This window comes from Nonlabens ulvanivorans (genome assembly GCF_032922765.1).
In the GTDB taxonomy this organism is placed as follows: Bacteria; Bacteroidota; Bacteroidia; order Flavobacteriales; family Flavobacteriaceae; genus Nonlabens; species Nonlabens ulvanivorans.
Window position 1 is genome coordinate 746,421 of the sequence record NZ_CP136694.1, and the last position, 25,527, is coordinate 771,947.

Consider the following 25,527-nt stretch of genomic DNA (forward strand, 5'->3'; position numbering starts at 1 on the left):
AAAACCTACGGCCGCAGGCAATGGACTAGAACGTTAAGTATAAGAAACGTAGGGCAGGTGATAAGCACTATCGTTTCGGTTTATTACTTAGCTAAATATAAATATTTTGCTTTTATTTTTTCTTCTATAAATGCCATATTTTATATTTAGCGGACTTTGTTAATAAGCACAGAACTTTCGGTTTAGCACAAAAGCCCTATGTTTTTTATACCGTGTTGTAAGCCGTTTTTATTCAATTTTTTTAATCAGTTCGATATTATACAGTTCAATTTCTGTCAAATACTGTTCAACCTTTTCGTGTTGAGCTCTATACCATTCTTGCTTTCTAAAATACTTGTCCATTTCTCCTCCTTTTTTAAAAGTATAACCATACCGAGCAAAAATTTCATTTCGCATTAATTTTAAATCTTCCGAACTCATTTGTTTTAACTCTTCTGGATTTAATTTTCTAGAAGATGCTTCAATAAATTTTCCATAATAGATGTTCTCAAATTTGAGTTGCGTTCTTGTTCCAATTTCAAATTCACTATTCTCAATCCAACTCGTCCAAGGATTGTCAATTCTAAGTCCTTTTACTAAATCACCAGATTCCGTTTTATATCTTATGAATTGTCCAGAATGTTGGTCACTCGTGAACTTTCCTTTTTTATCTATCAATATGTTCATTAATGTTATGTAATTACTTTTCCAAATTCCAGTATTTTCTTCCCAATATCCATTTTGAACTTGTCCAATGATACAGTCTCCTGAGAAAAATAAATGAAAATCAGATTCACTTTCACTTTCCCCAAAATGATATGTTCCAGCATATTCAATTTCAAATTTTGGAATCCAATTTGTTAAATCAGATTCATTAATTTCTTGTCCGCCCCAATATTGAGCAAAAGTGAAATTTGAAGTAAATAATAACATTATTAATATTCTCATATGTTTTTCTCAAATGGCTTACAATGGCAAAGGTATAAGGCGAGTGAGGCGTTTTAGCCGGTACGCGTAGACCATTTGTTTGTTGGTTATTGTTTGTGAAGTTACAGATTTTATGAATAATCACAGCCTCGCTATAAGCCTTTAAAACGTCTCAATCGCCATTATACAACGTTCTTGTTTGTTTCCTAGCGGCTGGCGAGTATTGTGTAAGTACAAGCTGACTATTGCTCAAGAGGTTTTACAGCTTTGCCATTCTAGTCCATTGAGTAGGTTGGGAGACTTGTGATTTATAATTACTAAAGCTGGTTGATCTTTTGCAGCGTTATTGCAGTTCAATAGTTTCTAATCCCAAGTGAGTAATTATAAATTACAAAAGCGAAAACCTACGGCCGCAGGCAATGGACTAGAACGTTAGTAAATACAAACCTAAGCAAAATCTTACAACATTATGGTACTCTATGTGACTTAAAGCAAACCTTTTAGCAGTGTCGATCATAACTCAAAAAAGGTAGTAAATGCAAACCTTTTCGTTTTAAACGTTTAATATCGGCTTTTTCAACACTCTAAAATTTCACGGTTCGTTTTGGTATAAAGTCATAAGTTGATTAGTGCAATAGGATGATGCTTTTTACACTTTCGCGCAAGCGGTATTAAAAAATATAATGTAGTGAGATGCTGCAGTGTGTGCGTAGATTTATTTTCTATAGCTCATTTTTATCGCATAAAAAAAAGCCCAACCTTGCGGTTGGACTTCTCTATGATATAACTGCAATGGCAATATTCCCGATTTTAAACCAGTTCTTCTAGTGCTAGTTCTACAGGTACCTGATGTTTTAAAATGTCTTCCATGGTCTCGCGTTCTCTTATTAAATGCGCTTCGCCGTTGTACCACAGCACCTCTGCCGGACGGTATCTACTGTTATAGTTACTGGTCATAGAGTAGCAGTAGGCACCAGCGTTTGCAAATGCGAGTATGTCGCCTTCTGTGATCTCGCTGATCTGGCGGTTTTGTGCAAAGGTATCGGTCTCACAGATATAACCTACCACGCTGTAAAAACGATTGCGACCAGTCTCATTAGAGATATTTTTAATGCCGTGGTACGATCCATATAACATAGGACGTATCAGGTGATTAAATCCACTATCGATACCTGCAAAAACGGTAGACGTGGTTTGTTTTACGACATTCACTTGGGCAAGAAAATATCCTGCCTCGCTTACTAGAAACTTTCCAGGTTCAAAGGCTAGTGTAATATCACGTCCATAATCTTTACAAAATTTATTGAAACGCTCGCTTAACTGCTCACCTAGATCCTCGATGTCTGTAGAAACGTCTCCTTCTTTATAAGGTACTTTAAATCCACTACCAAAATCGATAAACTCCAGGTCCTTAAACTTTGCTGCGGTCTCAAACAGGATTTCTGTCGCATATAAGAACACGCCTATGTCTAGAATGTCACTACCAGTATGCATGTGCACACCGTTAACGGTCATGTTAGTATTTTCTACAATGCGCAGTAAATGCGGTATCTGGTGAATAGAGATCCCAAATTTTGAATCGATGTGTCCTACAGATATGTTTGCATTACCACCAGCCATAACGTGTGGATTAATACGCACACATACCGGTATGGTAGGATGCTTAGAGCCAAATTGTTCAAGGATCGATAAATTATCAATATTGATTTGCACGCCCATGGCAGCGACTTGTTCAATCTCTTCTAGCGACACACCATTAGGCGTGTAAATGATCTTGTGCGGCTCTACACCAGCAGCAAGACCCAACTGTACTTCTTGTAGACTCACGGTATCGAGTCCAGCGCCTAACTGTTTAAACAGCTTCAAGATGGATAAGTTTGATAATGCTTTAACGGCATAATGTATTCTCAGTGATTTCGCTTGCGCGAAAGCCGAGGTCAAACGTTCATACTGCGACACGATACGATGCGCGTCGTACACATAGACAGGACTACCGTGTTCCTGTGCAATGTTCAATAAATCTTGTGATTGCATGCTTAAAAATTAAGCCTACAAAATTACTAGGTTAGGACTAATAATTATTAAATAAATGATAAATCTTTCTTATGAGCTGCTATAATGATGGCTCAATCGGTTTATGGGCAGCATTCATGGATAGAAATAGTGATAGCAATAACCTTTCTATATTATAGAAAAGGCATGCCTGTAATGCAGCGATAGTTATCTGGCTGTGGCTTATAAACACAACGGTTGTTATAGAATGATGTTCATAAGTTCAATTCTGATTCTATAGAAGTGGGAACTATAAATTCATCACTTCAAGTCTTAATTTTTGGCTTACTCATAACCTGTTCTTAAAAAATATATTTTTATTTCAAATTCAAGGTTCACTTTCTTATTTTTGCTGTACTTAAAATTGAACCTTAAAGAACATTTATGAATCTTCACGAATATCAAGGAAAAGAAATATTAGCTAGTTATGGTGTAACTATACAGCGAGGTAAAATAGCAACTACTGCTGCAGAAGCTGTAGCGGCTGCAAAAGAATTAACTGAAGAAACTGGTACTGGATGGCATGTTATAAAAGCCCAAGTACACGCCGGTGGACGTGGTAAAGGTGGTGGAGTAAAACTTGCCAAAAATCTTGAACAAGTTGAAGAAATAGCTGGACAGATCATAGGTATGGACCTAGTAACACCACAGACTAGTGCTGAGGGAAAACGTGTTCACCAAGTTCTAGTGGCCGAGGATGTATATGAGCCAGGTGAAGTAGAGGTAGAAGAATTCTACATGTCTGTACTTCTAGACCGTGCACAAGGAAAAAACATGATCATGTATTCTACAGAAGGTGGAATGGATATCGAGACTGTTGCCGAGGAGACTCCGCATTTAATCTTTACAGAGACGATAGACGCATCACATGGTCTTCAAGGATTTCAAGCAAGACGTATCGCGTTTAACTTAGGTTTAAGCGGTAAGGCATTTAAAGAAATGACAAAGTTTGTTGCTGCTTTATACAATGCATATGTAGGATCTGATTCTGCTTTATTTGAAATCAATCCAGTATTAAAAGCTAGTGATAACCGTATCATCGCAGTAGATTGTAAAATCACACTAGATGAAAACGCATTATTCCGTCACAAAGATCTTGAAGCAATGAGAGATACTCGTGAGGAAAACGCTACTGAGGTAGAAGCAAAAGCGGTAGGATTAAACTATGTAGATCTAGATGGTAATGTAGGTTGTATGGTAAACGGTGCAGGACTTGCTATGGCAACGATGGACCTTATCAAGCAAGCTGGTGGAGAACCTGCTAACTTCCTAGATGTAGGTGGTACTGCAGATGCAAAACGTGTTGAAGAAGCTTTTAAAATTATCCTTAAAGATAAAGGCGTGAAAGCAATTCTTGTAAACATCTTTGGTGGTATCGTACGTTGTGATCGTGTAGCACAAGGTATTATAGATGCTAAGAAAAGTATGGGTGATGCGATGAATGTACCATTGATTGTAAGACTACAAGGAACTAATGCAGAGATTGCAAAGGATCTTATCGATAACTCTGGAATGGATGTTCAAAGTGCTACAGAATTTCAAGAAGCTGCAGATAAAGTACAAGCGGTAATCGCTTAATACTGATCTAGAGAATAAATTCTCGATTAAATATATAAAACCACGTTGAAGTTTATCAACGTGGTTTTTTTATGTGTTGAAAGTTTCTATATCAAATCAGTTCATTAAATTTGAGTATAAACCATCTCATTATGAAACACTTATACTCTTTTTTAATTGTAACCTTGTTTACTATAACCGCACAAGCTCAATATATCGAGTTTGATTTTGATAACGCGACCATTAATGGGAATACGGTGACACAAGATGTAACTGTCAATGGGATAGGTTATCGTTTAACAGCGGTACATGGCTCTAATAGTACAGCAGCGTTATTTGATGATGGAACAGGTGATCTGTCTTTAAGAGGTACCGGTGGCTCTAGACCAGAACAAAACTGGACTATATCGTTAATTAAAGCTGGATCAGCAGAGAATTTTGATTTTGTAAGTGTGGACTATTTTAATAATAGTGGTTCATCACATACCTTTATTGTAGGTGATAGTAATAATAATGCCATATCTGCACAGACTAACATTCCGCCTAGCGATGTAGGAACGATACTAGTAGCCACACCAGCAAATGCGACTAACTTACCATCGTGTTTGATATTTGGTTTGACATTTTTTGCGACTACAGACACTTATTTTGATAACTTACGTATCAGACCGGTTTCTTTATTATCTAATGAAGATGAAACACTAGAAAGTGTGCGGTATTTTCAAAACAGTCAACAAAACTTAGTTTTATCACATCGCGAGTTAGAAGGAGCAACGATAGAAATTATGAATCTTAACGGACAGCTGTTAACCAGTACAATGGCAGATGCGATGGATTATGTAGTGGATGTTGCAAATCTAGCGAGTGGATTATATATCGCACGAGTTACCTTAGGCCATCAAGTAGAAACGATTAAGTTCATGAAATAATAATCTAGCATTACAAAAAAAAGCCTCTTTTAAAGAGGCTTTTTTTATTTGACATTATCGTTAATCTTCAGTAGCGTTTTCAGACACTTCATCTTTAGGTTGTTCTAGATCCATATCTGGTAAAGCATCTGGATCATTCATTTCCTTCTCGTCATAGTCGTCTTCATCAAAGGCTTCCATTTGCATCGACAGGCGTTTAGATATTTTAACCAGATACTTAGTATCTTCTGTTTTTACCTCTACAGCTTCAATTAATTCATTCTTATGGTTTTTAAATGATATGATATCATCATCGCCATAACCATCTGGATATCTTTCTACTAGAAGAGATAACACATCTGGTGTAAGTTTCTTATAATCTACAATTACATTTTTCATAATAACATTAAGAGATAAACTAAAGTATATAAAAAACTGAAATCACCGAATGGGTTTGTGTAAACTGTAGATTATTTTTTTAGCTCTTGAAAAGCTGTTATAATGTCTTCATTAGCAACGACTTGATTGGTCACAAAAGAGCCTATGCTTTCTAGTAAGACAAATTTAATCTCGCCATTAGTATTCTTTTTATCGTATTTCATAAGATCAATCATCTCCATCACTTCATCATCAGTAAACGAAAATGTGAAATTTAAAGAAGTGTACCAGTCTTTAATCTCTTGGTAAGCATCCATAGATAAACTAGCATATTGAACACTTAAGAAAGATTCAACCACTATCCCAGCAGCAATAGCCTCACCGTGTAGAACCGCTTCTCGTTCCTCATGATCCATTAAAAAAGATTCTATAGCGTGACCTGCGGTATGTCCATAGTTAAGAGCCTTGCGTGCTCCTTTCTCAAATGGGTCCATGGTAACAATATCACTTTTAATAATCGCACTTTGATAGATTAGGGAATTAAAGGTTTCATTTAAATAGTCAGTAACCTTAAGCATGTCTTTCCAGTACACACGATCACTAATTAAACCATGTTTAAACATTTCAATACTACCATTAACTAAATGTTGCTGTGGTAATGTTTTTAAAAATGCAGGATCTATAATGGTCATGATAGGTGGATTGATCACACCTATTTGATTTTTAAGATGGCCTAGGTCTACACCATTTTTACCACCTATAGCAGCATCTACCATACCTAATAAACTAGTAGGAATGTGTATAAACGGGATACCTCTTTTAATAGTAGAAGCTACAAAACCACCTAGATCAGTAATCACGCCACCACCTAGATTAATCATTAAGCTGTTGCGGTCGCATCCCAGTTCAACTAGTGCACTCCATACACCAGCACAGGTATCGATATTTTTGAATTCCTCGCCATGATCGATTTCTATCACTTCTATAATTGCCGTTGTTTCAATCTTTGGCATTAAGTAAGGATAGCAGTTTTCCATCGTCTTATCGTCTACAAGAATAAAAATAGTAGATGGTTGGTTTTCTCTGATCCATTGGTTGATTGCCTCAAAGCCTTGGTTTTCAAAGTAAATGGTAAAGTCTTTAATAGTAATAGGGTTCATGTTTTGTAAGCTTTCGCGGAAGCGTTAAAAGTACAATCTATGTAGCTATTATTTAACTCCTTTGCTACTATATTTGCGACATGAATATGGGAAATCCTTTTAACAACACAGAGATTGCTTTTTCATTAAAGAGTAATCGCGAGCTGCGCAAAGCTCATTTTCTATTTAAGATGATGGGTTACCCATCATTGATCAATTTTGGGTCTGCTGTGATGATGAAATCGTTGCAGTGGAGACTGCCAGTTAAAGGGTTGATTAAACACACCGTTTTTGAACATTTTTGCGGTGGTACCACAGAAGAAGAGTGCAAGTCTGTAGTGGATAGTATGTATTTAAAAGGTGTGAGTAGTATCCTAGATTACTCTGTAGAAGGAAAAGAAGATGAGGCAGATTTTAATGTTGTGGTGGATAAGAAATTGAAACTTATTAAACATGCTGCACATTCTGATGCCTTATCATTTGAAGTAGTTAAACCTACTGGTATTGGTAGATTTTATATCTGGCAAAAAGTTACCGAGAAAAAAGAACTGACTGCTGCAGAACAAGCAGAATGGCAACGTATTAAAGATAGAGTATTGCTACTATCGCAAACGGCATATGATAATGATATCGCTTTACTCTTTGATGGTGAAGAAAGCTGGATGCAGGATGCGGCAGATGAATTGATACGTGACATGATGTTACAATTCAATAAAGAAAAAGCCATTATTTATAACACATTGCAATGTTATAGACATGACAGACTGGATTACATTAAAGAGCTTTATAATGACGCTATAGAAAATAACTTTATAGTAGGAGTAAAGATTGTGCGCGGTGCATATATGGAAAAAGAGCGCGCTCGTGCTGAAGAGATGAATTATGAGTCACCTATCTGTGCTAATAAAATGGCGACGGATGAGATGTTTAATAGTGCCATGTATTTTATTCTAGATCATCTAGACGTCATTAAGTTATGTATAGGAACGCATAATGAGTCTAGTACATTACACGCAATGGAAATTCTTACAAAGAAAGGTATTGCTGCAAATAATAAAGATGTATGGTTTGGGCAGCTATATGGTATGAGTGATAATCTTACTTTTAACCTAGCGCAAATGAATTATAATACGTTTAAGATTTTGCCCTTTGGTCCTATAAGAGATGTGATGCCTTATTTAATACGTAGAGCTCAAGAAAACACCTCTGTCGCTGGACAAACTGGACGTGAATTGATATTGATCAGGCAGGAAATGAAAAGGCGTGGTCTTTAATCGTTATCGTTATAAATGATTTTTTCTACCGTTGCATAGCGTTCACAATTCTTTACCCATAAAGTAGTATTAGCTAATTCTTCACGACCAGAAATGTGATAAAACTTACATGGTGTTGCGTCTCGATCTGATTTTGAAAAATTGACATCTCCATACTTTAAAATCAGTTGAATACTTAAGGTATCGATATCATTTTGAGCTAGATTTTCTCTTAATTCTGGAGAAAGTCTAATGGATTTCTTACCGATGTCTGCAAGTACTCTAGATTCTGGAAACCAGGTACATTGTGTTCTTTTACCAGTAAGAAAGAAAACTAAAAATATTAAACCTATGGAAACACCACCTAGGTAAAAACTCAATCGTTGAATAAATTTCATTGCTGCTCTTTAAAAGATGAGCAAATTTACGTCGCTATAAGGTAAGTTATACCATGATCCAACAGATTTGTTTGTGATGATACCATGATACATATAGATACCACACTTAAGACCTTTATCCATTCTTATAGCATGTTCAATTCCGCCATCTTCAGCAATGTTTAATAGATAAGGCGTAAAAATGTTACTTAAAGAAATAGATGCGGTTTTTGAGTAACGCGACGGTATGTTAGGAACACAATAGTGAGTAACTCCATATTTTTCAAAAGTAGGTTTGTCATGCGTAGTGACTTCACTCGTTTCAAAACAACCACCCATATCGATACTTATGTCCATAATTACAGATCCTTGCTTCATATTTTCTACCATCGTTTTAGTCACTACTACAGGAGCTCTATTGCTTCCAGATAAAGCACCTACCACAACATCACATCTTCTTAATGCTTTAAGTAGATATTTGGGTTGTAGGGTAGAGGTATATAACTGCTGACTTACCTTATCTTGAAGGTTGCGCAATTTTGTAATAGAGTTGTCAAAGACTTTCACATTTGCACCTAATCCTAAGGCCGTACGAGCCGCAAATTCACCTACAACTCCAGCACCCATAATGACAACATCGACAGGTGGAACGCCAGTGATGTTACCAAACAATTGTCCGGTACGATTTGCGCCACTGCTTAATAATTCACTTGCAATAAGAATGGAAGCAATTCCTGAAATTTCGCTTAATGCGCTGACTGCAGGATAATTACCACTGTCATCTTGAATGAATTCAAAAGCAAGTGCGGTTACTTTTTTTGCAGCTAATTTTTCAAAATAAATTTTGTTCCTTGTTTTTATCTGTAGTGCAGATATTAAAACGCTTTGTGGTTTAATAAGCTCTATCTCTTCTAATGATGGTGGAGCAACTTTTAATATAGTAGGACAAGAGAATACTTTACTGCGGTCGGAAGTAAGTTCTGCTCCAGCCTCATTATATTGTGAGTCTGTAAAGTTAGATCCGTTTCCAGCTCCTTTCTCCATTAAGATACGATGGCCATGTGCTGTAAGTGCAGCCACAGCATCTGGAGTTAAAACAATACGTTTTTCTTGATGTTGTGTTTCTTTAGGAATCCCTAAAAGTAATTCTTGCTTAGAGCGTTGTATCTCTAGGCGTTCCTCTTGTGGTAAGAGTTGATCTTTAGTAAATGGAGATAATTGTTGACTCATAAGAACTAGTATAATCCCTAAAATTAGTCAATTTAACTGAAGAATCGATCACTAGGTTTTTTAATACCATCTTCAATTTCAGAGATGTCTATTCCGTGAATTTTATCAAATACTTTAATTCGAGCTAGATAACTAGCAGAAAGCGACCCGATAACTACTGGAATAATAAAATAGATTTCATTATGATCTATATATTCGACATCGGGAAGAAAAACAGACACGAGTTGAAAGAAGTACATCGAGAAAGGAATGATAATGACATGATACCACCAATGTTTACAGGTTAAAAACCAGATAAAAAACAATAAAGCGGGAACAAGTTTAAGGGTGATCAACCATGTTGTGATATAAGCATCACCACCTAAGCTTTCGTTGACGGATTTTAAGAAACTGATTTCCCATAGGCTTTCCGGGACGGCTTCATAGCTGTAAAATAAATATGGAATAACTGCAAGTATGACGGCAACTACAGTACCATATATTAAGGTACTCGAACTATTGTTTGGCATATTTTATTTTAAACTAATCCCTAATAAAAAAAATCTCCGTGTACACGAAGATTTTTTAAAGATAACAAAAAAAAATCTTCACTTGCATGAAGATTTTTAAAAGATATGCAAAAGAATTATTTACAATAATCCATTTGCCTTAGCTACTGCTAATTTCTTAGCAAGAGTTTTCTTTTCAACTTTCTTCGATGTTGGCGCTTGTGGCGCAAATTGTACTGCAGCTCCTGCTATCGATACACTGAATATCGCTAACAAAGCCATCGCTTTGAGGGACTTGTTGTTCATAATAATTTGGTTTAAGTAAATAAGTGATACTAATTTATAGTGTTTATTCCTGTAAACCAATAAAAAAATAAAGAAAAAGATTAAGGAATTCGATAATCGGACAAAACGTCAGTTATGTTAAAATGATTAAGAATGTATTTAACAACTGTTAAAATTACATTTATTTAGCAATTATGGAAGTACTACTTTTCTTTGATTAACACTTAAATTCTCAATCGTTATTGTTGTAAAGCTCTCTAAATAAGGTGTTAACAGTTCTGGCCATTCTACAAATAAATAAGCTTCAGAATCAAGATATTCTTCTATTCCGATGTTTAAAAGCTCTTCTTTATCTTGTATTCTATAAAGATCAAAGTGATAAATGGTTACTTTATCGGATTTATACTCGTTAACTATAGAAAAAGTAGGAGAAGAGGTTACTTCATTTATTCCCAATTGTTTACACATCGCATTTATAAGCGTTGTTTTGCCAGCACCCATAGGTGCATTGAATAAAATCACCTTCTCCGTGGTATGTGCTAATATTTGACACGCTACTTGTTCAATATCGTCTATATGATATGTAATATTCATCTATCTAGGATTAAAAACAGCAAATGGTATGAGCATTTCTTCTAGGGAAACACCTCCATGTTGATAGGTGTTTCTGTAATAGCTTACATAATGGTTGTAGTTATTAGGATAAGCAAAAAATAAATCTCCTTTTGCAAATATGAAGCTACTGCTCATATTGATTTTAGGTAGTTTTATAGTGCTTGGGTCTTTGGCCGCTAAAACATCTTTATCTTCATAACTTAAACTACGACCTGTTTTGTATCTTAAATTAAGGCTAGTATCTCTATCGCCTACAACTTTACTAGGGTTGGTCACGTTAATGGTTCCGTGATCAGTGGTTAATATTAATTTGAAACCTAAATCTTGTGCTCGTTGAATAATCTCTAATAAAGGAGAATTTTTAAACCAGCTCAACGTTAATGAACGATAGGATTTATCATTACTCGCCAGATCTTTGATGACCTTCATTTCAGTTTTGGAATGAGAAAGCATATCCACAAAATTGTAAACGACAACGGTTAAATCATTATCCTTTTGAGATTTAAAATTTTCTGCAAGTTTTTTTCCTTGTTGTTCACTTGTTATTTTATGATATTGATGTGTTAATCCTAAGCCCAATCTTTTAAGTTGTACAGTAAGAAAAGCATCTTCATGCATATTTTTTCCTCCTTCATCTGTGTCATTTAACCATAAGTCAGGATGCCTTTTAGCCATATCTTCTGGCATCAGACCAGAGAACAATGCATTTCTAGCATACTGTGTTGCTGTTGGCAGAATAGAGCAGTACGTTTCTTCGGTTTCTTTTTTATAATGACCATTTATAATGTTTTCAAACACTTTAAATTGGTCATAACGCAAATTGTCTACAACCACTAATAGAACAGGTTTGTCTTTCTTTAAATGTGGTGCAATCCTTTTTTTAAACAAATTATGAGACATAATAGGTGCCTCGTCATCGTCGTCAAACCACTCAGGATAGTTGCGATCTATAAATTTGCAAAACTGATTATTGGCTTCATTTTTTTGAGTCGTTAAAATTTCAAGCATTCCGCTATCATCTATATCTTCTAGCTCTAATTCCCAATAAATCAACTTTTGATATAATTGAACCCATTCTTCATATGAATTAATCATCGATAAGTCCATAGAGATTTTTCTAAATTCTCTTTGATAGTCAGAAGTAGTTTTATTAGATACTAATCTCGAGTGATCTAGATTCTTTTTTAAAGAAAGTAAAATCTGATTAGGGTTCACAGGTTTAATTAAGTAATCAGCGATTTTAGAACCTATCGCTTCTTCCATAATATACTCTTCTTCACTCTTAGTAATCATGATTACAGGTAGTTGAGCCTGTTTTTCTTTAATTTCATGTAATGTTTCTAGACCCGTAAGGCCAGGCATATTTTCATCTAGTAATACGATATCATAATTGACTTCTTCAATGGCTTCTAATGCTTCAGTACCACTTACTCGAGTATCGATACTGTACCCTTTATTTTCTAAAAATATAATGTGTGGCTTTAATAAATCCACTTCATCATCTACCCAAAGGATTTTTATGTCTGTCATATCAGTATCTTTGTAATTAAATCGCTGTTCCTTTTGAATCAACAGAACAAACTTAAAATATTAAACGATCCCATTTATGGTTTTATTACCATTCCTAATGAGGACTTATTTACAATAATAGAACATCCTTTTTTTCAAAGGTTGCGTCGCATCACTCAAATGGGATTGAGCTACCTGGTTTATCCAGGTGCACATCACACTCGATTTCATCATGCATTAGGTTGCTTGCACTTAATGCAAAAAGCTGTCCAAGTGCTTCGTTCTAAAGATGTTGAAATATCTATAGAAGAAGAAGATGCTCTTTATAAGGCAATATTATTACATGATATTGGACATGGTCCATTCTCACATGCTATGGAACACAGCTTTGTAAATAATGTTAGTCACGAAGATATTTCTATCCTTTTTATGGAGGCTCTTAATAAAGAGTTTAACGGTAGTTTAACGCTAGCCATTAAAATATTTAAGGGAGAATATCATCGTCCCTTTATGATGCAGCTTATATCTAGCCAGCTTGACATGGATCGATTAGACTATTTAAAGAGAGATAGTTTTTACACCGGTGTCGCAGAAGGTAATATTAATAGTCAGCGTTTAATTGCGATGCTTAATGTAAAAGAAGATGAATTAGTTGTTGAACAAAAAGGGATATATTCTGTCGAGCATTTTTTAAGCAGTCGTAGATTGATGTACTGGCAGGTCTACCTTCATAAAACAGGAATAGGAGCAGAGCATTTATTACAATCCGTTTTTGTACGTATTAAAGAGTTGATTAAATCTGGTGAAACAATGGAAATCCCAGCAGATTTATTCTTTTTTCTTAAAAATGAGATCTCTTTAAGTGATTTTGATCTCGATACTTTAAGTAGATTCTCAAGATTAGATGATACCGACTTGATAAGCACCTTGAAATTTGGTTCTCAACACAACGATTTTGTGCTTAAAGAATTATGTCAAATGATTCTTAACCGACAATTGCTTAAAATCAAGTTTACAAAACAGCCTGTTACCGCTTCAAAACTTGATAAGAAAATCAAAACTTTAAAGACCGTATATGACCTTTCTGACCACGAGGCAAGATATTTTGTATTCTCAGGTGCTGTTCATAATCTCGCTTACGCGAAAGCAAAACCTATAAAAATCCTTTTCAAAAATGGGAAATTAGTAGAGCTCATAAAGGCTGGCGAGGAAGCAAGCTTTAAAGCACTCACTAAACAAGTGACTAAATATTACTATTGCTATCCTAAGATTCAGGATTAACTAAAATTACTATTTTTGCGATAATGAAATTTACCGTACAACAAATTGCAGATATACTAGAAGGAACTATTGTAGGTGACTCTGAAACACAAGTTTCTAAGCTCTCTAAAATAGAAGAAGGTGAGGCTGGTAGTATCAGCTTTTTATCAAATACTAAGTATACTCCATTTATATATACCACAAAGGCAAGCGCAGTCATCGTAAACGCTGATTTTGTTCCAGATCAAAGTGTATCTACAACGTTAATTCAAGTAGAAGACTCTTATAGCGCCTTTACTAAATTGCTTGAATACTATCAAATGATCAAGCTTAATAAAAGTGGCATAGAACAACCTAGTTTTATACATGAATCAGTGATTAAAGGCGACGGTTTTTATCTAGCCGCATTTGCATATGTTTCTCAAAATGTCAAACTAGGTGATAACGTGAAAATATTTTCACAAGTTCATATTTCAGATAATGTTACCATAGGAGATAACTGTGTCATACATGCTGGCGCAAAAATTATGTCGGACACGATAATAGGTAATAATGTAACTATTCATGCAGGAGCTGTTGTAGGAGCAGATGGGTTTGGTTTTTCACCTAATCCGGATGGGACGTATAATAAAATCCCTCAAACAGGTATCGTTATTATAGAAGACAATGTAGACATAGGAGCGTTAACCACTATAGATAGAGCAACCTTGGGTGCTACCATTATTAAAAAAGGAGCTAAACTTGATAATCAGATACAAATCGGGCATAATGTAGAAATAGGTGAAAACACCGTTATTGCTGCTCAAACAGGTGTTGCTGGTTCATCAAAAGTAGGCAGAAACTGTCGTATAGGTGGTCAAGTAGGTATCGCAGGACATATAACTATAGGTGATAATGTTGGAATACAAGCACAAAGTGGTGTAGGTAAAAACATTAAAAATGATATGGTGATACAAGGTTCTCCAGCATTTGATTATGGTGATTGGAGCCGATCTTATGTATATTTCAAAAATTTAAAAAAGCTAGACAGCAGGATTGCTGATCTTGAGAAAAAGAATTTATAGATGACAACTACAGATTTTAAACAAACGACTATATCTAAAGATATTTCCTTAACAGGTGTAGGATTGCACACAGGAAATAATGTTACTTTAGTCTTTAAACCGGCACCAGCAAATCATGGCTATAAATTTCAGCGTGTTGATTTAGAAGGTCAACCAGTAATTGAAGCAGATGCTAACTATGTAACAGATACCAAACGCGGTACCACGTTAGATAAAAATGGTGTTCACATTAATACTTGTGAGCATGTCCTAGCAGCCCTAGTAGGTTTAGAAATAGATAATTGTCTTATTGAAATAGATAATAGTGAACCACCTATCATGGATGGGTCATCAAAATTCTTTATCGAGGCTTTAGAGAAAGCAGGTATTGATGATTTAGATGCAAATCGTAAAGAATATGTCGTTAAAGACGTTATATCTTATCGTGATGAAGAGACTGGTAGTGAAATTATTCTTATGCCTTCAGACTCTTACCAAGTAACAACGATGGTAGATTTTGGAACTAAGGTTTTAGGAACTCAAAATGCTACCTTAGAAAAATTATCTGACTTTAAATCGGAAATATCAGATTCTAGAACTTTTAGTTTCTTACATGAAATTGAAATGTTATTAGAACATGGGTTAATAAAAGGTGGAGATTTAAATAACGCTATAGTTTATGTAGATAAAGAGTTGTCTACTAAAACGATGGAAAACCTTAAGAAGGCTTTTAATAAAGATAATGTCTCTGTAAAGCCTAATGGGATTCTAGATAATCTAACATTACACTATCCTAATGAAGCTGCACGTCACAAATTATTAGATGTAATAGGTGATCTAGCCTTAGTCGGCACTAGAATCAGAGGTAAAGTTATTGCAAATAAGCCTGGGCACTATGTAAATACTCAATTTGCAAAAAAACTATCTAAACTTATCAAGTTAGAAGCTCGTAATAATGTGCCTAAAGTAGATTTTAATAAAGAGCCTTTAATGGATGTGGTGAAAATTATGGAAGTTCTACCGCACAGGCCACCATTTCTTTTAATTGATAAGATTTTTGAACTATCAGATAGTCATGTCATAGGGTTAAAAAATGTGACGATGAATGAGCAGTTCTTCAATGGTCACTTTCCAGGTGCTCCTGTGATGCCTGGTGTTCTTATCGTAGAAGCAATGGCGCAAACTGGTGGTATACTAGTATTAAGTACGGTACCAGATCCAGAAAATTATTTAACATTCTTCATGAAGATGGATAATGTAAAGTTCAAGCGTAAAGTTTCTCCAGGAGACACGCTTATATTTAAATGTGATTTAATAACTCCTATTAGAAGAGGTATATGTCACATGCAAGCTTATGCTTATGCAAACGGTGTACTATGTGCCGAGGCTGAGTTAATGGCACAAATCTCAAAAGTAAAATAATGAATCAACCATTAGCATACGTACATCCAGGAGCAAAAATAGCCAAGAATGTAGTTATAGAACCCTTTACAACAATTCACAATGACGTCATTATAGGTGAAGGGACATGGATAGGATCAAATGTTACTATCATGGAAGGTGCTCGTATCGGTAAGAACGTAAGTATTTTTCCAGGAGCGGTAATAAGCGCCATTCCACAAGATAAAAAGTTTGAGGATGAAGACACAACCACAGTAATAGGTGATAACACAACGATTAGAGAATGTGTAACTATCAATCGAGGAACGTCTGATCGAATGAAAACCGTAATCGGTAAGAATTGCTGGATTATGGCTTACTGTCATATCGCACACGATTGTGTAGTTGGAGACAACTGTATTTTTTCAAATAACAGTACTCTTGCAGGACACATAACCGTAGGAGATCACGTTGTACTAGCTGGTATGGCTGCTGTTCAACAATTCTGTCAGATAGGTAGTCATGCGTTTGTAACTGGTGGATCATTGGTAAGAAAAGATGTGCCACCATTTGTAAAAGCAGGACGTGAACCATTAAGTTATGTAGGTATCAATTCTGTAGGTTTAAGAAGAAGAGGTTTTGAATTAGAGAAAATCAGAGAAATTCAAGATATTTACCGCATTCTTTATCAAAAAAATTATAACGTATCTCAAGCTGTTCAAATAATAGAAGCAGAAATGAGTGCGACTAATGAAAGAGATGAAATAATAGAATTTATAAAAAACTCAAAGCGAGGTATCATGAGAGGATACGTAGCTAGTAATTAATAAGATATGGCAAGTACAAGCGACATTAGAAAAGGATTGTGTATCAGATACAATCACGATATTTATAAAATAGTTGAATTTTTACACGTTAAACCAGGTAAAGGTCCAGCATTTGTAAGAACAAAATTAAAAAGTGTTACTAATGGTAAAGTGATTGATAATACTTTTTCTGCAGGACATAAAATTGAAGATATTAGAGTAGAAACTCAATCATTTCAATTTTTATATCAAGATCCTGAAGGTTATCATTTCATGAATACCGATACTTATGAGCAAATTCAATTACAAGAATCAGTATTAGATGCTCCAGGTCTATTAAAAGAAGGTGAAGTAGTAAAAATTCAAATTAATACTGAAGATGATTCTCCACTTTCTGTAGATATGCCACAATATGTAGTTTTAGAAGTTACAGCAACAGAACCTGGTCTTAAAGGGAACACGGCTACAAACGCTACTAAGCCAGCAACAGTAGAAACAGGTGCAGAGGTTAATGTACCTCTTTTCATCAATGAAGGAGATAAAATACGTATTGATACAGATAAAGGCGCTTATCACGAGCGCATGAAGTAATACATGAAGTTCTCACAAACACATCGTTTAAAGGATATCGCGGCACTCATAGATTGTGAGTATGTAGGTGATGATCAATTTCCGGTTACTGGTATGAATGAGATTCATGTAGTGACACCAGGAGATATTGTGTTTGTGGACCATCCCAAATATTATGATAAGGCCTTGCAAAGTGATGCGACTATTGTTTTAATTAATAAAAAAGTAGAAGCACCTTCTGGTAAAGCTCTTTTAATATCAGATGATCCTTTCAGAGACTTTAATAAACTAACACAACAATTTGCTCCTTTTCACGCTTTCGCGGAAGCGAATACCAAAGCGCCTATAGTAGGTGAAGGATCCATAATACAACCGAATGTCTTTTTAGGTAATGATGTTGTCATCGGAACAAATTGTGTCATACACAGTAATGTTTCAATTAATGATCGATGTATCGTTGGTGATAATGTCACTATTCATTCTGGAACTGTGTTAGGGGCAGACGCTTTCTACTACAAACGTAGACCAGAAGGTTATGATAAATTACTAAGTAATGGACGCGTTGTCATTGATAACGATGTAGAGATTGGTAGTTTATGTACGATTGATCGTGGTGTGAGTGGTGATACAACAATAGGTAGCGGTAGTAAATTAGATAATCAAGTCCATATAGGACATGACACAGTAATTGGTCAACATGTTCTTATCGCTAGTCAAACTGGTATTTCAGGTTGTGTAATCATTGAAGATGAGGTGAAGATTTGGGGTCAAGTAGGGATACGCAGTGATATACGATTAGGAAAAGGATGTGAAATAATGGCACAAAGTGGTGTCTCAAAAGATGTTAAACCAGGTGATGTATTATTCGGTTCACCAGCTTCAAATGCTAAAGAAAAGTTTAGAGAGCTGGCAGCTATAAGAATGTTACCTAACTTTATCAAAAATAAATAAATGTCAGCAGCAGCTAAAAAAATTATAAGATCATTCTTAGAATCAGATATGTTTATCAATCCTGATCTATTTAAAGATTTCATACATCCAGATTTTAGAACACACTGGCATGCTAGTTCTGGTTATAGAGAATACGATTATAATGAATATTATAGACTGACTGAGTCAACAGCGTCGTCATATGAAAGTATGAGAACAGAAATCACGCACATGATCAGTGAAAAAGATGAAGTAGCAGCACGATTTACTGTGTTTGTAAAAACCGTAGAAAATCCTCGAGAAGAAATTCCTATAGGGTATTTTATTTCTATCTTTAAAGTCTCAGAAAATAAAATCATAGAGATTCATCAAACGAGTCACCCAAGCGAAAAGTAAAAAAAATAAAACTCAACTTAAATATATATAAATGAGCGTTTTAGTAAACAAAGATTCTAATATTATAGTACAAGGTTTCACTGGTAGTGAAGGAACATTCCACGCTGGCCAGATGATTGAATATGGTACAAACGTAGTAGGTGGAGTAACACCAGGTAAAGGTGGACAGACTCACTTAGATAAGCCTGTTTTCAACACTGTTTCTGAAGCGGTTGAGAAAGTTGGAGCAAACGTAACTATCATTTTTGTGCCACCAGCATTTGCTGCAGATGCAATTATGGAAGCTGCAGACGCAGGAATTGAAGTAATTATCACAATTACTGAAGGGATTCCAGTAGCTGATATGGTAAAGGCTGCAGACTATATTAAAGATAAAAACTGTCGATTAGTAGGTCCTAACTGTCCAGGTGTTATCACTCCAGGAGAAGCAAAAGTAGGTATCATGCCAGGTTTTGTATTCAAAAAAGGAAAAGTAGGTATTGTTTCAAAATCAGGAACACTTACTTATGAAGCATCTGACCAAGTTGTAAAACAAGGTTATGGAATATCAACAGCTATCGGAATAGGTGGAGATCCTATCATAGGAACTACAACAAAAGAAGCTGTAGAATTATTTATGAACGATCCAGAAACTGAAGCTATCGTTATGATAGGAGAGATAGGTGGACAATTAGAGGCTGATGCAGCACAATGGATTAAGGCAACTGGTAATAAGAAACCGGTCATAGGCTTTATAGCAGGAGAAACTGCTCCAGCTGGTCGTACTATGGGGCACGCAGGTGCTATTGTAGGTGGATCTGAAGATACTGCACAAGCTAAAAAAGCGATCATGAGAGAATGTGGAATTCACGTTGTAGATTCTCCAGCAGAAATAGGTAAAAAAGTAGCTGAAGTAATAGGCTAATTTTTAAATCATATGGTCTAGACTTTTCTTTTATGAAGAGAAGTCTAGACTTTTTTAATTGAACCAACTATGAAATTACTTGAAGGTAAAACGGCTCTTATTACAGGAGCTAGTAGAGGTATAGGTAAAGGAATTGCACAAGTCTATGCACAGCACGGAGCAAATGTTGCATTTACATACAGCAGCTCTGAAGCACCTGCCTTAGAATTAGAAAAAGAACTCATCGCACTAGGCGTTAAAGCCAAAGCTTATAAAAGTAATGCTGCTAGTTTTCAAGAATCACAAGACCTAGTTGTACAGGTTGTTGAAGATTTTGGGACTGTTGATATATTAATCAATAATGCAGGTATTACAAAGGATAATCTTTTAATGCGTATTAGTGAAGAAGACTTTGATCAGGTAATAGAAGTGAATCTAAAGTCTGTGTTTAATATGACTAAAGCTGTTCAACGTACGATGTTGAAAAAACGCTCAGGTAGTATTATAAACATGAGTAGTGTCGTAGGTGTGAAAGGTAATGCTGGACAGACTAACTATGCCGCTAGTAAAGCAGGAATCATAGGTTTCTCAAAATCTGTAGCGTTAGAACTAGGATCTAGAAATATTAGATGTAACTCTATTGCTCCAGGATTTATTGAGACAGAAATGACTGGTAAATTAAATGAAGATGTCGTTCAAGGATGGAGAGATGCTATTCCATTAAAACGTGGTGGCTCTCCAGTAGATGTTGCAAATGCATGTGTATTTTTAGGTAGTGATCTTTCAACTTATGTGACTGGTCAGACTCTTAACGTGGATGGTGGTATGCTTACCTAGTAAATAGATTGATTATATGACTATATTTTGGATTATTCTTGCGGCTATTGTTGCAGCCCTTGTAGCCTTATTCCAGTATGGTTATATATTTTCTAATAAAAAAAATAGTAAAAGAAAACCGTGGTTTGCCTTATTAAGGTTTCTCACGGTTTTTACTATTTTAATACTTTTTTTAGACCTTAAGTTTGATAAAACAACTTATCAAACTATTAAACCATTATTATTATTAGAACTTGATAATTCTAGTTCTATAGTCCAATTAAAAGCTGATGAAGAATTAAAAGCAGATTACAATTCTTTAATCAATCATCCATCTATAAAGGAAAATTTTGAAGTTCAAGAATTTTTATTTTCTGATGTTATCAAACCATTAGATAGTTTAAAATTCGCTGGTGTTGAAACTAATATCTTTAACGCTATTGAACAGCCACAAAAATTATTCAAGGATCGTAATAAAGCCATTATAGTCCTTACCGACGGTAATCAAACTAGTGGTAATAGTTATAGCTATGCTTCTATTGATGCAAAATCTGCTGTTTTCCCTGTGATTTATGGGGATACTATAAATTATCCTGATCTTAAGATCACTCAGCTCAATGTTAATCGGTACTCTTATTTAAATAATGAATTTCCTGTAGAAATTTTTACAACTTATAGTGGATCAGAGGCCATCACTACTCAGTTTAAAATAACGAGTGGAAATACGACTTTGCATCAAGAACAAATACGTTTCTCTAAAGACAACCCTTCTCAGATTGTTAACCTTAATCTAACGAGTAAAAAAGTAGGTACCCAATCTTTAAGGGCATCGCTCACACCACTAACTTTAGAAAAAAACATAAGCAATAATAATCGCAATTTTGCTGTAGAAGTAATTGATCAACAGACTAAAGTATTGATTTTAAGTAATGTCATACATCCAGATATTGCAGCCCTCAAAAAAGCGATAGCTTCAAACCAGCAGCGTGACGTTAGTATTCAAAATACAGACGATAATCCAGACCTCAATGATTATAACATGGTTATTTTCTACAGTCCTGATAACGCTTTCGCGAAAGCGTATAACCAAGCCAAACAGCTTAATAAGAATACATGGACTATTACAGGACCTAGTACGGATTATGAATTTTTAAATAGTCAGATGACCGCTTATAGTATTGAAGTGGATGAAGAAGTCGATGAGGTACAACCTATTTTAAATACATCGTACACAACATTTAATTTAGAAGACTACAGTTATGACGATTATCCGCCGGTACAAGTTCCCTTTGGAGCAGTAAAGATGAATACAGCGCCTGATGTTTTAATTTACAAATCTATAGGTGATGTAGAGACACAACAGCCGTTGTGGTTTACTTATGAAGAAAATGAGACAAGACACGCAGTGTTTCTTGCTGAAGGATTCTGGAGATGGCGAGCACAAAGCTATCTGGACGAAAAAGATTTTAAAAATTGGGATGAGTTAGTAGGTAGTCAGATACAATACCTTGCTTCAAATAAAAGGCGTAATCGATTAGAATTTGATTACAAGACTTTTTATTATCAAAACCAAAAAATCATTATTAATGCTCAATACTTAGATAAGAATTATGAGTTTGAAGATAATGGTATACTCAATATAACATTAATTCATAAAAAATCTAACAATCGTACGGTAAGACCTTTTATTTTAGATGGGAATAGCTATACAGTGGATTTAAGTGGATTAGAAGCTGGTGATTATAAATTCACCGTTAAGGTAGAAAATGATCAATTGAGTCAAAGCGGTGCGTTAAGTATTTTAGAATTTGACGTAGAAAAACAATTTATCAGTGCACATGATCAAGGAATGAAACAATTAGTGGGCATTGATGGAGTTTATTATCAAGGTCAGATAGATGAAGTTATTACTCAATTATTAAAAAATCCTCTTTTAAAACCTGTGGAACGTTCTAGTACGAGCTATGCTAGTTTAGTAGATTGGCAGTATTTACTAGGTTTCATTCTTTTGTTATTAGGTCTAGAATGGTTCTTAAGAAAATACAGTGGTCTTATATAAAAAGGTATTAAACACCTACAATTTTAGATTTTAGTTCTACAGCTTTTTAACTAGACATTGCCATCAATTCATTTGTTGTGTTGTATTTTAACACCTCAAAACTAAATTTAGATTATAATGGAAAAATTACCCAAGGCAGGATTAGTTGCCATCATAGCAGTTGTTTTATTAATCATTGTTATTCTTAAAAGTTCTGTGGTAATAGGAGCAGGACAAGCAGGTGTTTTATTTAAGACTTTAGGAAATGGTGTAGATCTTGAAAATACATATGGAGAAGGTTTTCACATCATCGCTCCGTGGAATGATATGATTATATACCCAACTAGACAACAATCAGTTTCTGATCAAATGCAAGTGCTTTCAGTTAATGGATTAGAAGTTAAGGTTGATGCAACGGTATGGTACATGCCAGAATATGACAAGTTACCTTTCTTACATCAAGAAAAAGGTATTGATTATAAATCTCAGATTCTTGCACCAGCGATAAGTGCTGCAGCACGTAGTGTAGTAGGTCGTTATACTCCTGAGCAATTATATTCTAGTAAAAGAGATGTCATCCAACAAGAAATTCTTGAAGAAGTGCAAAAAGAACTTGCTACCCAATACATCATTGTAAATAGAGTCCTAGTAAAGGATGTTACTTTGCCTATTAAAATTAAAGAAGCTATCGAGCGTAAGTTAAAGCAAGAGCAAGAATCATTAGAATATGAATTCCGTTTAACTAAGGCAACTAAGGAAGCAGAACGTCAAAAAATTGATGCCGAAGGTAAAGCGGTTGCAAACCGTATTTTAAGTGCCTCACTTACAGATAAGATTTTAACTGAAAAAGGTATAGAGGCAACATTGATGCTTTCTCAATCTCCTAATTCAAAAGTTATCGTAATAGGTGGTAGCGAAAGCGGTGGTTTACCTATTATACTGGGAAATCAATAAGTAAATAAGCAAGTAAAATTAAAAAAGCGCAAATCCTACGATATTTTATGACTTTTAAAGTTTGAGAATTATTTCTCTTTATTTTTAAGTTTTAATAGTGCAGCAGCTTGACCTTTCCAATCATCTCTATGTATACGTCCTGGAAAAAACTCAATAAGCATGGTTATTGCTTCGGTATCCTGATCGCGTAGTTTTGAGAGTTGTTCATAACTGTTTATCCCTATACTTTTAAGTTTTTCTTCTACGAAAGGACCGATTCCAACAATCTTTTGGAAATCATCGGGACGTGAAGGATTGCCTTTACCTATGAATTCTAGGTCTAGAACACTTTCAACAATCTCAGTTTTAGCATCATCAGACAATTTACCAGTTCGATCTCTAGTCTTCATAGCACGCACTTGACCAGGTTCACTTAAATCTGATATTTCGACACGTTTTTCTACACGGTCTAACTTGCGTTCTACTTCTCGCACTTGTGCAACAACCTGTTTAACTTTGTCATTAACAACTTGTTTTTCATCCTTTTGATTACCAAAAAGATATCCAATTAAAAAAGCACCTAGTAACATCAAAAAGAGAACTAAGTATATACCCCATTGGGAATTTAAAAATGACTCCATATCTCTATTTTACGATAACTACTATACTGCGATTATTGCCAGTGGCACCAGAAGATTCTTCTCCTTTTGATATAGAAACAATACGATTAGACACAATTCCATTTTGTATCATTAGACGTCTTGCTGTGTTAACATTATCCTTTCCTATGTTAAAGTTGTCTGTTGCATTACCTACAGTATCCGTATATGCATATACATAAACTTTTTTACTAGGGTTTTCACTTAGATAGTTCTCTATATCTTTTATATAAGCTGTAAAAGCTCTATTACCATAAAAGAAATCACCTTGATATCCTTTAGTAAATCTCTGATAAGCATATGGTCCTGATCCTGCGGTAACAGATCGTTTTGCTGCCGTTACTATAGTAGATTTTGTAGAATTACTGATTGAAGAATTCTCATTTATGTTTAATACTTGAATATCTATTCCACCTTGTGCAATTCCTGATTTAAATGGAATATCTTTTATGGCACTTTTAAGTGTAATTTGATTGTCGTTCACACCTATGTTAGTTAATAGTCTCTTTACATATTGTGCTCTTCTCATTCCCATATCTGCATCTTCTGTAGATGAGGCATAACCATTGATTATAATTTGAGCTTTAGGATTAGTATTGATAATTTCCTTCAATTCATTACCATATGCTCTACAAGGATATGGTATTTTGACTTTAGGGTTGTTTTTATAAATAGTGGTAAAGGTGGTACAATTAGTTAATTGATTTCCATGTTGATCGGTGATTATAAAAGTATTGGCTTCATAAACTGTTGTTTCTTTATTGTTTAAAGCCATGTTTGATTCATCATTCAAATCATGCTGTACCGTATCTGTATCTATAATATTGTTATCGATTGGGATAAGAGAATCTTCACTGGTCAAAATAGAATTAGTCAAGGCTTTTGCAGCAGCTATTGAATCTAATTGTTGATCTAGGGTAGTATTGGTTGAAGGAGTGGAATCGATTTCAATTGCGATTAATTCATCGATAATCGGTTCTTCTTCAATAATATTATTGTCTACTAAGTTCGTATCATCAACAGATAGTCGACCTATAAAAAAATAGCCGAAAACAGCTAAGCATAAGCCTGCGTAGACTATAAAGGCTAATGTGCCTGTAAAAAAGTTCTTCACTA

At 34.9% G+C, this 25,527-nt stretch carries 26 protein-coding genes; 14 read left to right on the plus strand and 12 right to left on the minus strand.

Features of this window, described 5'->3' with window-relative positions; genetic code table 11:
* Positions 1–228: 228 nt before the first annotated feature.
* Together R1T42_RS03390 and lysA are read right to left on the minus strand one after the other, a co-directional pair.
* Entirely contained in the window at positions 229–927 is a 699-nt protein-coding gene (locus R1T42_RS03390) for a YARHG domain-containing protein (RefSeq protein ID WP_317291307.1), read from the minus strand.
* 789 nt (positions 928–1,716) lie between these two features.
* Positions 1,717–2,940 carry a diaminopimelate decarboxylase gene (gene lysA / locus R1T42_RS03395; protein WP_317291308.1) on the minus strand — a complete coding sequence of 408 codons (1,224 nt, stop codon included), beginning with the start codon at positions 2,938–2,940 and terminating at the stop codon, positions 1,717–1,719.
* A 402-nt stretch (positions 2,941–3,342) separates the two neighbouring features.
* On the opposite strand from lysA, the gene sucC reads away from it, so the two are divergent.
* Complete coding sequence (gene sucC / locus R1T42_RS03400; protein ID WP_317291309.1) at positions 3,343–4,536, plus strand: ADP-forming succinate--CoA ligase subunit beta; 1,194 nt, start codon at positions 3,343–3,345, stop codon at positions 4,534–4,536.
* Between the two features lie 131 nt (positions 4,537–4,667).
* Positions 4,668–5,444, plus strand: coding sequence for a T9SS type A sorting domain-containing protein (locus R1T42_RS03405; protein WP_317291310.1), 777 nt, complete (start codon positions 4,668–4,670; stop codon positions 5,442–5,444).
* A 60-nt stretch (positions 5,445–5,504) separates the two neighbouring features.
* Here the strand turns inward: R1T42_RS03405 and R1T42_RS03410 are convergent, their stop codons facing one another.
* Together R1T42_RS03410 and aroB are read right to left on the minus strand one after the other, a co-directional pair.
* Entirely contained in the window at positions 5,505–5,822 is a 318-nt protein-coding gene (locus tag R1T42_RS03410; protein ID WP_317291311.1) for a hypothetical protein, read from the minus strand.
* A 71-nt stretch (positions 5,823–5,893) separates the two neighbouring features.
* On the minus strand, positions 5,894–6,961 hold the full coding sequence (gene aroB, locus R1T42_RS03415) for a 3-dehydroquinate synthase (protein ID WP_317291312.1): 1,068 nt from the start codon (positions 6,959–6,961) through the stop codon (positions 5,894–5,896).
* Between the two features lie 86 nt (positions 6,962–7,047).
* Here aroB and R1T42_RS03420 point away from each other — a divergent pair, with 86 nt between their 5' ends.
* Complete coding sequence (locus tag R1T42_RS03420) at positions 7,048–8,214, plus strand: proline dehydrogenase family protein (protein ID WP_317291313.1); 1,167 nt, start codon at positions 7,048–7,050, stop codon at positions 8,212–8,214.
* Here R1T42_RS03420 and R1T42_RS03425 read toward each other — a convergent pair.
* The 6 genes from R1T42_RS03425 to porX all read right to left on the minus strand — a co-directional run bounded on the left by R1T42_RS03425 (position 8,211) and on the right by porX (position 12,718).
* Entirely contained in the window at positions 8,211–8,591 is a 381-nt protein-coding gene (locus tag R1T42_RS03425) for a hypothetical protein (RefSeq protein WP_036578995.1), read from the minus strand. The two genes, R1T42_RS03420 and R1T42_RS03425, sit on opposite strands and share 4 nt — an antisense overlap.
* Before the next feature lie 9 nt (positions 8,592–8,600).
* Positions 8,601–9,800: an alanine dehydrogenase gene (locus tag R1T42_RS03430; RefSeq protein ID WP_036578996.1), complete on the minus strand. Its 1,200-nt coding sequence runs from the start codon at positions 9,798–9,800 to the stop codon at positions 8,601–8,603.
* Between the two features lie 32 nt (positions 9,801–9,832).
* The gene (locus tag R1T42_RS03435; protein ID WP_317291314.1) at positions 9,833–10,309 is read right to left on the minus strand and encodes a hypothetical protein; all 477 of its coding nucleotides are present in this window, start codon (positions 10,307–10,309) and stop codon (positions 9,833–9,835) included.
* Between the two features lie 120 nt (positions 10,310–10,429).
* Positions 10,430–10,594, minus strand: a complete 165-nt coding sequence (locus R1T42_RS03440) for a hypothetical protein (RefSeq protein ID WP_317291315.1) — start codon at positions 10,592–10,594, stop codon at positions 10,430–10,432.
* Positions 10,595–10,765: 171 nt separating this feature from the next.
* On the minus strand, positions 10,766–11,167 hold the full coding sequence (tsaE, locus tag R1T42_RS03445) for a tRNA (adenosine(37)-N6)-threonylcarbamoyltransferase complex ATPase subunit type 1 TsaE (RefSeq protein ID WP_317291316.1): 402 nt from the start codon (positions 11,165–11,167) through the stop codon (positions 10,766–10,768).
* On the minus strand, positions 11,168–12,718 hold the full coding sequence (porX, locus tag R1T42_RS03450) for a T9SS response regulator signal transducer PorX (protein ID WP_317291317.1): 1,551 nt from the start codon (positions 12,716–12,718) through the stop codon (positions 11,168–11,170).
* A 33-nt stretch (positions 12,719–12,751) separates the two neighbouring features.
* Between porX and R1T42_RS03455 the strand changes: the two genes are divergently transcribed.
* The 11 genes from R1T42_RS03455 to R1T42_RS03505 all read left to right on the plus strand — a co-directional run bounded on the left by R1T42_RS03455 (position 12,752) and on the right by R1T42_RS03505 (position 23,773).
* Positions 12,752–13,978 (plus strand): HD domain-containing protein, encoded by a 1,227-nt coding sequence (locus R1T42_RS03455; RefSeq protein ID WP_317291318.1) that lies wholly within the window; start codon positions 12,752–12,754, stop codon positions 13,976–13,978.
* 23 nt (positions 13,979–14,001) lie between these two features.
* A complete protein-coding gene (gene lpxD, locus R1T42_RS03460) occupies positions 14,002–15,021 on the plus strand; it encodes a UDP-3-O-(3-hydroxymyristoyl)glucosamine N-acyltransferase (protein ID WP_317291319.1) in 1,020 nt (339 codons plus the stop codon).
* Positions 15,022–16,422 (plus strand): bifunctional UDP-3-O-[3-hydroxymyristoyl] N-acetylglucosamine deacetylase/3-hydroxyacyl-ACP dehydratase, encoded by a 1,401-nt coding sequence (locus R1T42_RS03465; protein ID WP_036579001.1) that lies wholly within the window; start codon positions 15,022–15,024, stop codon positions 16,420–16,422.
* Complete coding sequence (gene lpxA, locus R1T42_RS03470; protein WP_036579003.1) at positions 16,422–17,207, plus strand: acyl-ACP--UDP-N-acetylglucosamine O-acyltransferase; 786 nt, start codon at positions 16,422–16,424, stop codon at positions 17,205–17,207. The genes R1T42_RS03465 and lpxA overlap by 1 nt, the downstream gene beginning before the upstream one ends.
* 6 nt (positions 17,208–17,213) lie before the next feature.
* The gene (efp, locus tag R1T42_RS03475; RefSeq protein WP_006794937.1) at positions 17,214–17,777 is read left to right on the plus strand and encodes an elongation factor P; all 564 of its coding nucleotides are present in this window, start codon (positions 17,214–17,216) and stop codon (positions 17,775–17,777) included.
* 3 nt (positions 17,778–17,780) lie between these two features.
* Entirely contained in the window at positions 17,781–18,707 is a 927-nt protein-coding gene (locus tag R1T42_RS03480; RefSeq protein WP_317291320.1) for a UDP-3-O-(3-hydroxymyristoyl)glucosamine N-acyltransferase, read from the plus strand.
* Positions 18,708–19,082: a nuclear transport factor 2 family protein gene (locus R1T42_RS03485; RefSeq protein WP_042249003.1), complete on the plus strand. Its 375-nt coding sequence runs from the start codon at positions 18,708–18,710 to the stop codon at positions 19,080–19,082.
* 31 nt (positions 19,083–19,113) lie between these two features.
* On the plus strand, positions 19,114–19,986 hold the full coding sequence (gene sucD, locus R1T42_RS03490) for a succinate--CoA ligase subunit alpha (RefSeq protein ID WP_036579009.1): 873 nt from the start codon (positions 19,114–19,116) through the stop codon (positions 19,984–19,986).
* A gap of 69 nt (positions 19,987–20,055) precedes the next feature.
* The gene (gene fabG, locus R1T42_RS03495; RefSeq protein ID WP_036579010.1) at positions 20,056–20,802 is read left to right on the plus strand and encodes a 3-oxoacyl-[acyl-carrier-protein] reductase; all 747 of its coding nucleotides are present in this window, start codon (positions 20,056–20,058) and stop codon (positions 20,800–20,802) included.
* Positions 20,803–20,818: 16 nt separating this feature from the next.
* Entirely contained in the window at positions 20,819–22,840 is a 2,022-nt protein-coding gene (locus tag R1T42_RS03500) for a vWA domain-containing protein (RefSeq protein WP_317291321.1), read from the plus strand.
* A 117-nt stretch (positions 22,841–22,957) separates the two neighbouring features.
* On the plus strand, positions 22,958–23,773 hold the full coding sequence (locus tag R1T42_RS03505; protein WP_317291322.1) for a prohibitin family protein: 816 nt from the start codon (positions 22,958–22,960) through the stop codon (positions 23,771–23,773).
* Between the two features lie 68 nt (positions 23,774–23,841).
* On the opposite strand, the gene R1T42_RS03510 is transcribed toward R1T42_RS03505, so the two are convergent.
* Together R1T42_RS03510 and R1T42_RS03515 are read right to left on the minus strand one after the other, a co-directional pair.
* The gene (locus R1T42_RS03510; protein WP_317291323.1) at positions 23,842–24,393 is read right to left on the minus strand and encodes a hypothetical protein; all 552 of its coding nucleotides are present in this window, start codon (positions 24,391–24,393) and stop codon (positions 23,842–23,844) included.
* Between the two features lie 4 nt (positions 24,394–24,397).
* Positions 24,398–25,525, minus strand: coding sequence for an OmpA family protein (locus tag R1T42_RS03515; RefSeq protein ID WP_317291324.1), 1,128 nt, complete (start codon positions 25,523–25,525; stop codon positions 24,398–24,400).
* Between the last annotated feature and the right edge of the window lie 2 nt (positions 25,526–25,527).